Source organism: Trichocoleus sp. DQ-A1 (assembly GCF_039961955.1).
Classification (GTDB): domain Bacteria; phylum Cyanobacteriota; class Cyanobacteriia; order Cyanobacteriales; family FACHB-T130; genus FACHB-T130.
Window position 1 is genome coordinate 69,378 of record NZ_JAMPKE010000008.1, and the last position, 14,610, is coordinate 83,987.

General features: G+C 43.3%; 11 protein-coding genes. 6 read left to right on the top strand and 5 right to left on the bottom strand.

Annotated elements, in window-relative coordinates; all coding sequences use genetic code 11:
* Positions 1-46: 46 nt before the first annotated feature.
* Positions 47-1,732, bottom strand: a complete 1,686-nt coding sequence (locus tag NDI33_RS10305; RefSeq protein WP_190431926.1) for a DUF262 domain-containing protein — start codon at positions 1,730-1,732, stop codon at positions 47-49.
* A 204-nt stretch (positions 1,733-1,936) separates the two neighbouring features.
* Complete coding sequence (locus NDI33_RS10310) at positions 1,937-2,257, bottom strand: TMEM14 family protein (RefSeq protein WP_190430133.1); 321 nt, start codon at positions 2,255-2,257, stop codon at positions 1,937-1,939.
* Positions 2,258-2,345: 88 nt separating this feature from the next.
* Here NDI33_RS10310 and NDI33_RS10315 point away from each other — a divergent pair, with 88 nt between their 5' ends.
* The 5 genes from NDI33_RS10315 to NDI33_RS10335 all read left to right on the top strand — a co-directional run bounded on the left by NDI33_RS10315 (position 2,346) and on the right by NDI33_RS10335 (position 8,967).
* Positions 2,346-3,671, top strand: a complete 1,326-nt coding sequence (locus NDI33_RS10315) for an ATP-binding protein (protein ID WP_190672194.1) — start codon at positions 2,346-2,348, stop codon at positions 3,669-3,671.
* Between the two features lie 165 nt (positions 3,672-3,836).
* Positions 3,837-4,832: a tellurite resistance TerB C-terminal domain-containing protein gene (locus NDI33_RS10320; protein WP_190672197.1), complete on the top strand. Its 996-nt coding sequence runs from the start codon at positions 3,837-3,839 to the stop codon at positions 4,830-4,832.
* Between the two features lie 148 nt (positions 4,833-4,980).
* A complete protein-coding gene (locus NDI33_RS10325; protein ID WP_190672199.1) occupies positions 4,981-6,303 on the top strand; it encodes an ATP-binding protein in 1,323 nt (440 codons plus the stop codon).
* Positions 6,300-8,483: a DEAD/DEAH box helicase gene (locus tag NDI33_RS10330; protein ID WP_190672202.1), complete on the top strand. Its 2,184-nt coding sequence runs from the start codon at positions 6,300-6,302 to the stop codon at positions 8,481-8,483. The genes NDI33_RS10325 and NDI33_RS10330 overlap by 4 nt, the downstream gene beginning before the upstream one ends.
* Before the next feature lie 70 nt (positions 8,484-8,553).
* Positions 8,554-8,967 (top strand): thioesterase family protein, encoded by a 414-nt coding sequence (locus NDI33_RS10335; RefSeq protein ID WP_190672207.1) that lies wholly within the window; start codon positions 8,554-8,556, stop codon positions 8,965-8,967.
* Positions 8,968-9,051: 84 nt separating this feature from the next.
* Here the strand turns inward: NDI33_RS10335 and NDI33_RS10340 are convergent, their stop codons facing one another.
* From NDI33_RS10340 to menA, 3 genes are read right to left on the bottom strand one after another with little or no spacing between them, the layout of a single operon-like run.
* Entirely contained in the window at positions 9,052-10,452 is a 1,401-nt protein-coding gene (locus NDI33_RS10340) for a 2-succinylbenzoate--CoA ligase (RefSeq protein ID WP_190672210.1), read from the bottom strand.
* Positions 10,453-10,463: 11 nt separating this feature from the next.
* Entirely contained in the window at positions 10,464-11,537 is a 1,074-nt protein-coding gene (locus NDI33_RS10345) for an o-succinylbenzoate synthase (RefSeq protein WP_190672213.1), read from the bottom strand.
* A 3-nt stretch (positions 11,538-11,540) separates the two neighbouring features.
* Positions 11,541-12,467 (bottom strand): 2-carboxy-1,4-naphthoquinone phytyltransferase, encoded by a 927-nt coding sequence (menA, locus tag NDI33_RS10350; RefSeq protein ID WP_190431908.1) that lies wholly within the window; start codon positions 12,465-12,467, stop codon positions 11,541-11,543.
* 644 nt (positions 12,468-13,111) lie between these two features.
* Between menA and NDI33_RS10355 the strand changes: the two genes are divergently transcribed.
* A complete protein-coding gene (locus NDI33_RS10355) occupies positions 13,112-14,551 on the top strand; it encodes an isochorismate synthase (protein WP_190672216.1) in 1,440 nt (479 codons plus the stop codon).
* The last annotated feature ends 59 nt before the right edge of the window (positions 14,552-14,610 follow it).

The following is a 14,610-nucleotide window of genomic DNA, read 5'->3' on the forward strand; positions in this document are numbered from 1 at the left end:
TCTGGACTAGAGAAAATGAGGAAGCGATCGCCTTGGCGTTAGCCTACTACTCTAAGCGCCAGACTTGCTGGAGAACGCCGATAAGCTTTTTCTGCCGCGCCTCAATGACTTCGGGTGTCCATTCCTGTTCCATTAGCACTTGAGTTGTTAGCGCAAAAGGAGAAACACCTTTTTTAGTGGTGAAATACTTTTGCTTTTTCACATCAAAGTCATAATTTTGCGCTTCACTGTTTTTATAACAAGAGAGTAAAGCCAGATTTCCTAAACGATGCACATATTTTTCGCGTTCTTCCAAGCTTGTAAAGGACTTCACCCACAGACTATCATGGGCAGGATTTTGCGGTAATATATGCTCGACAGTAATGGTGGGAAAGTTGTATGAGGCTTCACCTTCTGACAGAGCCGCATCTAGACGTAGCAATACAAATAAACGAATTTTTTGAGTCAGGTAGAGGTCGCCATCCAACATTTTGAGAATATCATTCTTTTCTTCTGATGTAATTTGGAGTGGTGAATCGGGTGTATATAAATCTTCCTCATGCTCAATGGCAGTTAGCAAGCGACGATAGCGTTCAATGCGTTCGTTAATATTTGCCCGTTTAATCATCAAACCCGCCGCAAGACGTTCTAATTCAGTAAAGAATTTCACCAATCGCTCAGGATGGCTGTGGTTACGAGAGAGATAGAGAATAGCTGGAGGTATCCAGTCGGAATTATCGATATCATTTAACTGCTTAAACAGTTTATTTACTTCTTCGGCGTGTTTATCGCTTACATAGTTTGTATTCTTAATTTTGTAGAAAGCATCAGCTAAAGGGCATAAAGTTGTCTTGATAAACTCCTGAGAATTATTCCAAGGTTTAATATGTTCACGGTATTCCTTGAGGATGCTACCAGTGAGTTTTGCCTTACGAGCAATCATGCGAATGTATGAAAAAAGGTCTTCAAACGTCTCCCGACCTAGTTTCTCTTGGATATCTTCCCATTTGCAAGTGTATGCTTCCTTTTGGTCATCAGGAATTTGCCCGATAATCTCGGCTTTTAAAATATCGGGAAGTGACAGGTCTAGACCCCGACCATTCAGCACAGAAAATATCCGATATGCAGATTCTAAGTCTGGTGTTGAAACTACTACCAGAAAACATCTTGTAATAATGAATTGCACGAGCCGAACCCGCTGAGATTCGGAAAATCTCCCTAGCTCTTTCAGGAATAACAGCGCGTTTTCTTTAATATTTTTACGACTATCTGAAAGCGCAGTTGAGTGTAAAGATTCCAGTTTGCTAATACCGCCTTCATCCTGAATGTATTCCTTGAAAAACTCTGCATCTCGCTTTGCCAAAGTCAAACGGTATCGGTTAGGGTAGCCAAGGATTGGGTCGCTTTCTTCGTAGAGCAACTTAGTTAAGGCATTGGCATATTTGGGCTGTACTAACGTCCGCAGAGCTGAAAGTAGTATAGTTAGCGTTGACAGACGTTGTTGACCATCAACAACTTGAGCGTCTGGTTTATCGGCCTTTATTAGTACAATGCTGCCCAGGAAGTAGGGATTTATATCATCAATTGGCTCGTTACCATCACCTAAGGATACAATTAGGTCTTGAAGCAATTCGCCAGCTTGCTCAGTAGTCCAGGCGTAGGGACGCTGGTACAGGGGAATGGTGAAGACAAAATCATTGCTAAATACTTTCTGAATAGGATATTCAGTAGCTTGAATTTTGACGGTACTCATGGGTAGCTCCTTAAGCGACTATGTGGGCAAAAGCTTCGCTAAGGTTAGTGTTCCCTGCCGTCGCTACTAAATTGAAATGTTGCCGGATTCTCTGAGTTTTTTGATGGCTTAGCTGATTTAAGAATGAAGGGTGTTAATTTTGGAGAGCGTGCCAATAAAGCAGGCACGATCGCTTGGGATAGATCCAGAAAGCTAGAAGCGCCGCTACACTATCGCAACCAGTTGTTGAATCATCACCGCCAGCGCCGCCAAACCTAAGAGCGTCATTAATCCCGCAGGCATAAATTTGCGAGTTTTAAACAACCGGATGGCAAAGACAATGATGAGAACAGCGGTGACAACAGTTGCTAAAATCAGCCCCCACGCTTGTCCCTGCAATAGCATCACGCCGCCGAGAATGAGTAATAAGCCGCTGATACTGCCAGAAATCAGCGACGCTTTGCTTTGAGCTTGAGAGTAGCCCATGATGCCGCCGACAATGGCTAAAATTCCGTAAGCGATCGCGGCGATAGTACCCAGATTCATCTCGTTAAAACCTCATTGCTTGAGTAGAACTTATTTCTAGCGTCGGGAGACAATTTACCATAGCTGAGATACACCACTCAGTTGATTAATGGATACTCAAGCGATCGCTTCAATCGAATTTCTGCAACGTCAAGCTGCTTCTCTGTTACTTTATCAATCCGTCCTCCGTGGGGAAGTCGGCACGGCTTTCCTGAATCTGCTACAAGCCTTAAGCAGCAGCAACACCAATGGACTGGCTTGCCTGCAAGCTTACGGCACTTGGTTTCAAGCTTTAGCCGCCAGAAATCAAGGTTGGCAAGACTACCTAATTACCCAAATTCTCAGAACTGACAATCCTTTTAGCAAGCAAGTCCAGCAATCGTCTTTACTGCCTCCGGCGCTGGTAGCTGCTGCCCAGCACGATTTACAAGCCTTGCAGAGCCTCTACAATTGCAGTAGCGACCAGTTGAGCCGGTGGGTGCAGGCCGCAGCCAAGTTACTCGCGGCACCAGTCGCCTGGAACCAGCAGCAGGATAGGGTAGGTGCAATTCACGAATTGCCCATTTGGGAGAAATTCCAAATGTCAGAAAATTGGGTAGATGTGCTGGAATCTTTAGCCGCTCATTATCAGCAATACGGAACGGGGCTGTTTGCTTCTTATCGGGCGTTACGCTGGCAATCTGGGCAGTTAGTAGGCATTTCCTATGCCGATCCCGTGCAGCTTCCAGAATTAGTCGGCTACGAGTCTCAGAAAGACTCTTTGCTGAAGAATACAAAATTTTTACTTGCCGGTCATCCAGCTTTGCACGTTTTGCTCTACGGCAGTCGTGGTAGCGGCAAATCTTCTTTGGTGAAGGGGTTGTTAAATGAGCCTGATACGCGCAACCTCCGCCTCGTCGAAGTTGCCAAATCTGAGTTGAAAGATTTACCAACCATTGTCGAGCAGTTGCGGGGTGTGCCTCAGAAGTTCATCATCTTTGTTGACGATCTCTCCTTTGAGGAGGATGACGACGCTTTCAAAGCTCTTAAAGTAGTGCTGGAGGGGAATTTAACCGCACGTCCTCAAAATGTGGTGGTTTATGCGACTTCCAATCGGCGGCATCTGATTCGAGAATTTTTTAGCGATCGCCCTCGTCCCAAGGACAATGAAGAAATTCACGCCTGGGATACGGTTCAGGAAAAGCTGTCGTTTAGCGATCGCTTTGGTCTGACTTTAACCTTTGAACCCGCCGATCAGAACACCTACCTAAGCATTGTTCGCCATCTCGCAACCCAAGCCGACATTTCCCTCACTCAGGAAGATTTAGAGTATCGTGCCTTACAGTGGGCAACTCGCCACAACGGGCGTTCTGGACGTACAGCACGGCAATTCATTGACTTTCTCAGGGCAGATTTAGCTGTTACTGGTTCAGAATCTCGTAGATTAAACACATAATTAGAATTCTGTTCGTATGAATTAGAACTTGGGAAATGCTGACTTTATCTCACAAAAAATGATATGCGATCGGTTAAGGTAAGCAATCGGATTTTACTGGGTTTAATTGCCTTCGGTGTGAGCTTTTTCCTGAGCTTTATTGCCAACCGAGATTTCCCAAAAGCCTTGGTTACAGGTTTAATTACTGTACCTGCTACTTATGCAGGAGCCATTGTTGTACAAATTAAACAAAGAAAGCAGAAGTTTTTTCTACAAAATGAAATTCAAGCGATTTCCGACGAAAGACAAAACTTAGAGGATGATCTCTATTATTTGGAGTCAAGCCTAAACCAATTGCACGGACAAATAGCAGAAAGCTATAACCGAAGAGAGGTCATTAATCGGGAAGTGTCCACTTTAGGAGCTTATAGATACCAACTAGAAGAACAAGGGTTTATTCTCCAAACTCAACTTGAGGTTCTGGAAAGGCAAAAAGCAGAACTCAATGAATCCTTGTTGGCTGCAACATCGGAAAAGCAGAAAATAGAAACCAGCTTAAATTCCCTGAAAACAGAACTCAAGCGGCTGCAAGATCAAGTCACAGATAATCAGAGTCATAAAACAATCCTTGAGCAAGAAGTCACTAACCTTAAAAAACAAAAACGCCCTTTACAATCAGAAGTAGATAATCTACAAGCTCAGCTTCAGACGCTGGAAGCACAGAGAGCAGCGTTGAATCAATCTCTGGTGTCTTTGAAAGTAGAATTAGGTCAATTGCAAGGGCAAGTATCCTCTTTAAAGTTGGAATACGAGCAGTTAAAGAGTGGGAACTTAAACTTCCAAAAACCTCAAAAAGGACAATCCCAAACAATCCCTTTTTTGGAAATACAAAGAAAACAATCAGTAGAAAATTTATCAGCGGAATGGACTGCTCTAAAAACAAAACTTACGAATGATGATATTCAGATAATCAAAGCCATAGTAGAGCAAAACAATCCAGGTGCAACTCTCAAGAAAATCGCTGAGACAAATATAACTATGCCTCAACTATTGATAGATGCAATAAACGAACGTGCTATAGATACCATTGGCGATTTTATCATTGAACCAGGTTCGGCATCGATTCCGCCTGCGATCGCAGAAGAACACTTGACAAAAGTGAAGAAGATGCTCGAAACTTAGTTTTATAAAACTAACAATTTATCAAAATTTATTATAAAACCTAAGTAAACCGAATCAAAAACCTCACCTCATTCCTCGTAGGTGAGACAGAATGAGAAACGTCAAAGCTTTGTCCGCCTATATAGCAACAAATAAATTATTTTAAATCATGACGAAAATCAAAATTACCAAAAGAATATCGAATGCTTTAATCAGTTCTCTTGGTGCAGGTGTTGTTCCTAGAATCGGTCTGGAACATATTGCTGTCGGACGCGAAAAAGAAGTCAAAGCTATTTTACAGGATTTCGATAATATTGGCGAAGGCGGTGCCGGGTTTCGCTTCGTTGTAGGACGCTATGGTTCCGGTAAAAGCTTTATGCTACAACTGATTCGCAACCACGCGATGGAAAGAGGTTTCGTAGTAGCTGATGCTGATTTATCTCCCGAACGGCGACTCGCAGGAACTGACGGAAAAGGGGTTGCAACTTATCGGGAATTAATGCAGAATCTTTCCACCAAAATTCGCCCAGAAGGTGGCGCTTTCACACCCATTTTGGAAGGATGGATTAATAATATTCAAAACCAAGTTGCACAAGAAAGCGGGATGCGACCCAACGACACTGGGTTTGACGATAAAGTAGAAGAGAAAATTCGGGAAGTCGTTAAGGATATAGAAGGCTTAGTTCACGGGTTTGACTTTGCGAATGTCATCATCGCCTATTGGCGCGGCTATCGTTCTGATGACGATGATAAAAAGGAGGCGGCGCTGCGTTGGTTGCGGGGAGAATTTGGGACTAAAACTGAGGCAAAAACCGCGCTGGGAGTGCGTGTCATCATTGACGATGAGACTTGGTATGACTACATTAAGCTAGTTGCCAAGTTTGTTGCCGATATTGGCTACAAAGGGCTTTTAATTTTGGTGGATGAAGCCGTTCATTTGTACAAAATTACTCATACCGCTTCCCGTCAAAAAAACTACGATAAGCTATTGGCAATGTTCAACGATACGATGCAGGGAAGAGCAGAAAATCTCGGCATTTTTATCGGAGGAACGCCAGAATTTGTGGAGGACAAACGCCGGGGGTTATACAGTGATGAAGCATTGCGATCGCGCTTAAGCAGCCGTGTCAAAGGAGGTCATCAGGATACCTCAGCACCCGTCATCCAACTAGAAATATTAACCCCGCAGAATATATCCGAGCTTTTGCACCGATTGGTGGATATTCATGCTACCCATTACAACTATAATAAGACTCTGAAACCAAGTGACTTGCAAGAGTTTATGCAAGAAGTTGTCAATCGCTTAGGTGCAGACAAATTCTTGACACCCCGTGAAGTTGTCCGCGACTTTATCAGTATTTTGAATATCCTCCAGCAAAACCCCAGCATCTCTTTTAGAGAACTCATTCATGGTTCTAGTTTTAAACCGACTTCTCCCGGCAAAAACCCAGAGGTAGATGGGAATACTGAATTTGCAGAATTTACCCTATGAGCGAACAGGCTTTTGCTAAATTAGCGCCTTTTATTCAAGAATACATTTACACCCATGATTGGACTGAATTAAGAGACGTTCAAGTTGAAGCCTGTAAGGTTATTTTTGACACAGATGCTCACTTGTTAATCGCCGCCGGAACCGCATCCGGGAAAACAGAAGCAGCTTTTCTTCCCGTTCTAACCTTATTACATCAAAACCCATCTACAACGATTGGGGCACTTTATATTAGCCCGATAAAAGCGTTAATTAACGACCAATTTGAGCGGCTAAATGACCTTTTAAAAGAAGCGGATATTCCAGTTTGGCACTGGCACGGTGATGTTTCTCAGGCTCGGAAGAAACAACTCCTAAAAGATCCCAAAGGGATTTTGCAAATAACGCCAGAATCTTTAGAAAGTCTCTTAATTAATAAAAATACTCAACTGTTTCGCTTGTTTGGAGATTTACGTTTTGTCATTATTGATGAAATCCATGCTTTTATGGGTTCCGAACGGGGTTGCCAAATTCTCTGCCAGTTGGCACGCCTTTCAAAATTTGTAAAAAATCCCACCCGTCGGATTGGTTTATCGGCTACCCTTGGCGATTACTCACTCGCTGAAGACTGGCTGCGACTGGGAACTGAAACGCCAGTAATTACTCCGGATATCGAGGGAGGAAAACGAAAAATCAATCTGGCTTTAGAGCATTTTTTTGTTTCTCCCGTTGAAACAGATGAGACTGATGATTTAGTTGTTAGTCCTTACTACAGGCATATCTTTGATATCACTAAATCTCGAAAAAGCCTGATCTTTGCTAACAATCGCTCAGATACAGAATCAGTGATTGCCAGCCTGCGTGAAATAGCCGAAGCTGAAGGATTACCAGATATTTATCACGTCCATCATGGCAGTATTTCTACCTCCTTAAGGGAAGCGGCTGAGGATGCGATGCGCGATACCAAAGTTCCATCTGTTACTGCTGCAACTATCACGCTTGAATTAGGAATCGATCTCGGTCAATTAGAGCGAGTCATTCAATTAAACGCGCCTTTATCTGTATCCAGTTTCTTGCAGAGATTGGGACGTTCGGGAAGGCGAGGAAGTGCGGCAGATATGCGGTTTGTTTGCGCGGAGGAAGAACTATCAACAGAGGAATCGCTTCCTAATCAAATTCCTTGGCAACTGTTGCAAGCTATCGCAATTATCCAACTTTACTTAGAAGAACGCTGGATTGAGCCAATCAAGCCGGTTAAATATCCTTTTAGCCTTTTATATCACCAAACAATGAGTATTTTAGCAGCGCTGGAGGAACTCTCTCCCGCAGCTTTAGCTCAGCAAGTTTTAGCCTTACCACCCTTTGCAGCTATATCTAAAGATGATTTTAGGCAATTGCTCCGAAACTTGATAGGAATTGACCACCTTCAGCAGACTGAGGGAGACAAATTAATTATCGGATTAGCTGGGGAGAAAATTGTAAAAAATTTTCATTTTTACGCCGTTTTTTCCGACACGGTTGAGTATGCTGTTAGGGATGAATCGATGGAAATTGGCAGTATCCTGATGCCTCCACCTGTTGGCAATTGCTTTGCCTTGGCAGGGAGAACGTGGGAAGTTTTGGATAGCGATGTTAAAACAAAAACGGTTTTTGTCAAACAAGCACAAGGTCAAGCTAAAATTTCTTGGCATGGTGGCAGTAGCAATATTCATACAAAAGTTCTTGAACGGATGCGAAGAGTTTTGCTTGAAGAGTCTCAGTATAGCTACTTACAAAGTAATGCTAAAAAACGTCTGAATGAAGCTCGTCAATTAGCTCGCTTTTGGGAATTTGAAAGAAATAACATCGTTTCATTAGGAAGCAAAACTTGCTGCATTTTTCCTTGGATGGGTACTGTCGCTTACCGCACCTTAGAGAGGTTTCTAAATTTATTTGGTAGAGAGTCTCTGGATATCAAGAAAATTGGGGGTCAAGCTCCATACTTTATGACCGTTAAACTTGGAAAGGATGGGGTTGAAGAGCTTGGCTCGGAAATCCTGGCGTTTGGCAATAAAAGGATTACGGCGTTAGATTTAGTTGCTGTTGAAGAACGTTTAAAAATGCAAAAGTATGATGAGTTTATTCCTAGCAAGCTGCTTCGTAAAGCTTTTGCTTTCGATTGTCTAGATGTTGGAGAGCTGAAGAAAATTATTAGTGGTTGGTAGATGAGAGAATAGAAAGGCTACAAGAAGCGTAAAACAAAGTTTAAGGCGAAGCGATCGTATCTATCTATAAATGTCATTTACTTATACCCGAACGATTCGTTTTCAGGATACCGACGCCGCCGGTGTTGTCTACTTTGCTAATGTCTTGGCGATGTGTCACGAAGCTTATGAAGAATCCCTAGCGGCTTTGGATATCAATCTCAAGTTGTTTTTCAGCAACCCGAATGTTGCGATTCCTATTGTTCATGCCAGCGTTGATTTTTTCAGTCCGATGTATTGCGGTGACAAAGTAGTTATTCAGTTAATTCCTCAACATCTTTCATCTGAAAAATTTGAAGTTAATTACCAATTTATTGCAGAAAATCGGGTAGTCGCACAAGCAATTACTCGGCACGTTTGCATCGATGCAGCTACTAGAAGTAGAAAGGAAATTCCGGCGGAGATGATTCGATGGCTCCAGCAATGGAAGGAAGAAGAGGAATAAACCCCATTAGCGTTCGCGTAGCGGCACGGATGCGTGTTAGCGCTTTAGACGCAAAAGACGCGAAGAGGGAGTTAATAGAGCGCGTTACACTTCGTTATACTGCCACTCAAATACCCTACTATAAGCAATTTTTTGTAGCTGTTCGCGGTTCACTTTTCCCTGAGCGTTTCTTGGTAATGTTTCTACTGGCACCCAATATTTAGGGCGTTTAAATTTGCTCAATTTATCTTCAATTTCTATTTGTAGAGTATAAGTAGAAATGTCTGATTTACTGGGAACATAAACGGCTGTTACGATTTGTCCCCAGTGAGAGTCGGGTAAACCAATTACACAGACATCAGCAACTAAACCTGTAGCTTGAATTGCAGCTTCTACTTCAGAGGGGAAGACGTTTTCGCCACCTGTGATAATTTTGTTACTGCTACGACCGATAATATTTAAATTACTCTGTTCGTCAATAAAGCCTAAATCATCTACTTGGAAATGTTGTTGATTAGGAAATTTTTCAGGATAGTAACCAAGTGCCAAAGAATCAGATTTAACGGTAACAGTTCCTACTTGGTTGATTTCTAATATCTCGCTGCTAGAACTACAAATTGTCACTTTGGCATGGGGGAGAATCTGACCGCAATTGTTAGTACCGTTGAGAAAAGATTCTGGTTTGAGGGTGGCAATTTGTGAGGCGGTTTCTGTCATGCCATAAGTGGGTGCTAAGCGGATGCTGTGGCGTCTCGCCTCTTCCAGAAGTTCTATCCACGCAGGGGCACCTCCCAAAAGCACTGTCTGAAAGCTGGATAACCAGGCGGTTAACTCTGGATTTTGTAGGAGACGTTGCAGTTGAGTAGGTACTAATGATAGAAAAAATTCAGATGGATCGATCTCGCACTTTTCACTAGATTCTAATTCTTTAAATGGCACAATTGCTAATCTTCCCCCAGAGGTGAAGGAACGCATAAATTGCATCAAACCACTGACATGATACAGAGGCAATACACAAAAAGAATTTACTGGATTTATTTGAAAATACTGTCTAAAACCTTGTACGGATGCCATTAAGGTTTCCCAGGTGTGGATGGCAAATCGAGTCTGCCCTGATGAACCTCCGGTGGGAATCATAATCCAGTTGTTGATAGTTGTAGAGACGCGATTTTTGTCTCTACAAGATGGGGAGGTGAAAGGATAAGGGCAATCTCCCCAGATGATGTCTGGTTGGACTAAATCAAAAACTTGTTGCCATTCGTGTTTAACCCAGTTGGGATTACAAAGAAAAACTGGGCAACCAGCGGCACAGGCAGCGATGAAGCTGGCAAGAAATTGGATTGGTTCTCGCTCTGTCAGTAATATTTTTGGTTTGTTTTTAGAGTTCGCAAGTGGGGTTAATTGATTAAATAATTGCTCGGCAATATAAATAAAGTTGCGACTGTCGTAACCAATCAGCCAATCATCAATAGCACGTTTTTTAAGATAGTCTAGCGGCGATTCCATAGGTTCTTAAATCAGATTTCTTCATCTTCGTCAAACCAGTGGTTAATACCAAAACCAACGGCTCGATTGTGACGGGATAATTCTGCTGCTAGCTTTAATGCTGCCTGCCTACCAATCGCGGTTTCAAAGACGGAGGAGAAGACGGCATCAATTTCATGTTGTTGGCAAAATTGGCGCAAACGGGATGGGGAACCGGCTATGCACGGTTTAATCACAAAAATTCCCCGCCAACCGTCACGGTACGCAGCTTCCATCTGGTCAATTGTAGCCACTGATTCATCTAAGGCGATCGCAGTGGCGTAGCACATACTTAATTCCGCCATCCCCTGAAATTGAGCCACAGACAGCGGTTGTTCGAGAAATTCAATTTCTACAGGTAATTCCTCCGCCGTAACATTGTCGCAAGTCCACAGCCACAGGTTGGCTTCCTCGTAACTGAGTCCGCCATTGGCATCCAGGCGCAGTTTTACCCCTTCTGGCAGTGTTTGGGTAAGTCGTTGGAAAATTTTTAGTTCGTCGGCAATTGGGTAAACGCCAATTTTCCATTTGAAGGTGCGATATTCCTGGTTCCACAGCGTCTGCCATTGGCTTAAGGCAGCTTCGCCAGCAGGTAATAAGCCGCTGTACGCATATTCTCTTGTGAGGCTTTCGCTGAACCTCTCCCCCAACCCCTCTCGATCCCCCCTTTCCCCCCTTAAAAAGGGGGGTTGGAGAGAGGCTTTCAATTCCCCCCCGTCCCCAGCAGGGAAGGGGGGCTGGGGGGTTAGGTTTGCCTTATCCTGAAAATGAGAGATATCTTCCCAAGCGGACTCGAAGCCAAATTGACAGGCGGGAAGGGCAGATGGGATGGAGTAAATCATCTCATCGGTAATTTCCTCCGGCCGCTGGCGACAAAATGACAGCGCTTGCTCTAAGGTTTCGGAACCAAACCAGCTCAGGGGGGCAATTTCACCCCAGCCGACTTGCCCGTTCTCATTAGTGAGGCGGAGGATGATGCCTTCTCGAATGTCCCAGATGCCGTGACTGGTTTGCAAGGGACGCACAAACCTCCGCCGGTAAGGACGAAACTCAAACCGATATTGCATCAGCTATAACGGCAGTACAAACCCCAATCCCAACAGCAGTCCACTCCAAAAATGTAGGGATACTGCGATGAATTTGCTGTTACTGACCTTCTCCGGTTGATCGTGATACTGGTGGACGTGTCGGCATAATTTGATGGCGAAAGGCAAACTTGCAAAGGTTAGCAACGTCCAAACGGGAAAAATTTGCAAAACGACAAACAACCCAGTCAGCGCATAAATACTGCCGCTGAACCAGGACAATAATTGCGATCCTCTCTGAGTGCCTAGGCGGACGATGGGCGATCGCTTCCCGGCTGCCAAATCGTCCGCAACCTGGTGAAAATGGGAGCAAAACAAAATTAAACTCGTGGCAATCCCTACAATAATAGACACTGCAAGGCTGGTCATCGACCATGTGCCGGTTTGACTATAATAAGCCGCCGCCACTGCTAGGGGACCAAAGCAAATAAAGCAGATAATTTCCCCCAAACCCTGGTAGCCTAAGCGAAAGGGAGGTCCCTGATAGCTGTAGCCCAACGCACAGCTCAGGAGTACCAATCCGATGACTGTGAGGTCTTGTTGCCACCATGCGATCGCTAAGATTCCCAGTACACCCAGCCCTAAAAACAGATTTGCTAGCCAAAAAATTAATGATTTGTTACCTGTCAAATTCACCAAGGAGTGGGCTTTGTTCTTATCAATACCCGTCTCCGAATCAAACACATCATTGCTGAGATTCAGCCATGCAATAATCAAAATTGCTGACATTAAAAATGTAGAAAATATTGCTCCCTGAAGCACTTGAGTGTCAGCAAAAGCAACAGATGTTCCCACCCAAATTGGAATAATAGCAACGCTGTACATGGGCGGCTTAATCGCTGCCATCCAAAGACCGGGGTCGCTGATGTTTGCCCCTCCACTGGTGGGATGATTAATCAATTTTGTATTCATTAGTCTCAATCTATGCTACTGCCAAGAAGCTACCAAATTTTACAACTCTAAAGCCGTGATAGGATATTTGCTACAGACTTTGTTACAAGCCCTTTAGTAGGGAGACCGAGGTTTCCAGTTGTGTCTTGACCTATGGAAGACTAGCCTATGTCAAATCTTAAGCAGGTTCTTTCAAAACTAGCTACTTGTTATGAACTCCCGCATATTCTGCTCGGTCAAATCACACATTTTATCTAAACAGTGTAGATTTAGATACAATGTTTAAGAGTTTTTAAAATCTAATCAATGAAGATGCCCCTGCGGTAATCATCCTGAAATTTAAGTTAAGGAATCATTGAAAGTATGACGACAATCTTAAAAGCAGGCAAAAGTTGTAAACTAGAAATACTACAGAGAAACCAATACATAGGCTTAGCCTTATTCCTCAAGAAATATTTTTGGAGAATTGTTAAGAATTTCAATAAGGTTATTGGTAAGCACACCTTACTTTTAGAAAATAGGGGAAGACTGGCAGATACGACCAGTTTTCAACGGACTGTCATTATTCTATTGGCTCTTAGGATAGGTTTGTTCGATTACTAACAATAAACCAGGAGCCACAGCTAGTTGTATTAACATCAAATTGCCAACCTATCCTCGCTTCCATGCTAGTCACACCCTATCTTAAAAATCTTTTTCAAGACACTCACGAACTGCATCAATTTCTTTTAGCCTTTAAGCAGACTGCTGTACAAAAAAAACAGACACAGCTCCTCAGTATTTCTCAAGAAATCCCAGCAGTCGATCCGTTGGTTGTCCTTCAGGCGATCGCTAGACCCGATCAATTACACTTTTACTTTGAAAAACCAGCACAAGGAGAAGCGATCGCTGCCATCGACACCGCAGCTGCGCTAACACTAGAAAGCCCCAATCGGTTTAACAAATCCCAGGAGTTTATTCAATCTTGCATTGCCAATACCACGAGTATTGGTGAAGTTAATTTACCTTTTTCGGGCGCTCATTTTTTCTGCGCTTTTACATTTTTTAATGAAAATCTAGGAGCGGATTCTCTTTTTCCTTCCGCCACAGTATTCTTACCCCGATGGCAAATCTCTCTAAAAAATCAGACTTCGGTAGTAGTCGCAAATATTCTGATTGATTCAGAGATAAATATTCAAGATTTAACTGAAAGCTTATGGCGTACATTTCAGGCAATCAGAGTTACTAGTTTAGAAAGATTTCATAGTGCATCTTTTCTAGATATCGCAATTGATGCCAGAAAACTATTTAAGAAACACGATGTTGCAGATGTAAACCATTTTAAATCATCGGTGGTTAAGGCTTTATCATCAATTCAGGAAGAAAAAATTCATAAAATTGTTTTGGCTCACGCCCTTGATGTTATCTCCCCGATTCCTTTCCAGTTAATTCCCTCCGTCAATCATTTACGAACTCGCAATCCTGATTGCAATATTTTTTCCACCAGTAACGGCAAGGGACAAAGTTTTATTGGTGCAAGTCCCGAACGTTTAATTAGTATTCATGACCATGAATTAGTAACGGACGCTCTGGCAGGTTCAGCACCCAGAGGAAAAATAGCAAGTGAAGATGCGGAATTAGCAAATCGGTTACTAACCAGTGAAAAAGAAAGGCGCGAACATCGAGTAGTCATTGATTTTATTCGCGATCGCCTTTCCCAGCTAGGTTTAAATCCTCAAGTATTGTCCCAACCACAGCTATTGAAACTCTTAAATATTCAGCATTTATGGACACCCATTCAGGCGAAAATCCCGGCAGGCGTTCATCCCTTAGAAATCCTGGCTGAACTCCATCCGACACCAGCCGTTGCTGGCGTCCCCAGCGAGAGTGCCCAGAAAGAAATTTGCCGCTATGAAACCTTCAATAGGTCATTATATGCCGCGCCGCTCGGTTGGGTAGATCGCCAAGGAAATAGTGAATTTGTTGTGGGAATTCGCTCAGCACTCATAGATGGCTGTCGTGCCAGACTCTACGCCGGTGCCGGTATCGTTGCTGGTTCCGATCCAGATAAAGAATTAGCAGAAATTCAACTTAAACTCCAGGCACTTCTAAAAGCCTTAGTCTAGCCGGAACTCTCTCTTCTCTCTTTCTTTCTTAGCGTCTTTGCGGTTCATTCTTCTTTTAA

Bases quoted from the DNA above. Each gene is read 5' to 3' on its own strand.
- NDI33_RS10335 (WP_190672207.1), top strand. From the start codon at position 8,554: ATGTCATTTACTTATACCCGAACGATTCGTTTTCAGGATACCGACGCC.
- NDI33_RS10330 (WP_190672202.1), top strand. From the start codon at position 6,300: ATGAGCGAACAGGCTTTTGCTAAATTAGCGCCTTTTATTCAAGAATAC.
- NDI33_RS10355 (WP_190672216.1), top strand. From the start codon at position 13,112: ATGCTAGTCACACCCTATCTTAAAAATCTTTTTCAAGACACTCACGAA.
- NDI33_RS10345 (WP_190672213.1), bottom strand. From the start codon at position 11,537: ATGCAATATCGGTTTGAGTTTCGTCCTTACCGGCGGAGGTTTGTGCGT.
- NDI33_RS10310 (WP_190430133.1), bottom strand. From the start codon at position 2,257: ATGAATCTGGGTACTATCGCCGCGATCGCTTACGGAATTTTAGCCATT.
- NDI33_RS10325 (WP_190672199.1), top strand. From the start codon at position 4,981: ATGACGAAAATCAAAATTACCAAAAGAATATCGAATGCTTTAATCAGT.
- NDI33_RS10340 (WP_190672210.1), bottom strand. From the start codon at position 10,452: ATGGAATCGCCGCTAGACTATCTTAAAAAACGTGCTATTGATGATTGG.
- menA (WP_190431908.1), bottom strand. From the start codon at position 12,467: ATGAATACAAAATTGATTAATCATCCCACCAGTGGAGGGGCAAACATC.
- NDI33_RS10315 (WP_190672194.1), top strand. From the start codon at position 2,346: ATGGATACTCAAGCGATCGCTTCAATCGAATTTCTGCAACGTCAAGCT.
- NDI33_RS10305 (WP_190431926.1), bottom strand. From the start codon at position 1,732: ATGAGTACCGTCAAAATTCAAGCTACTGAATATCCTATTCAGAAAGTA.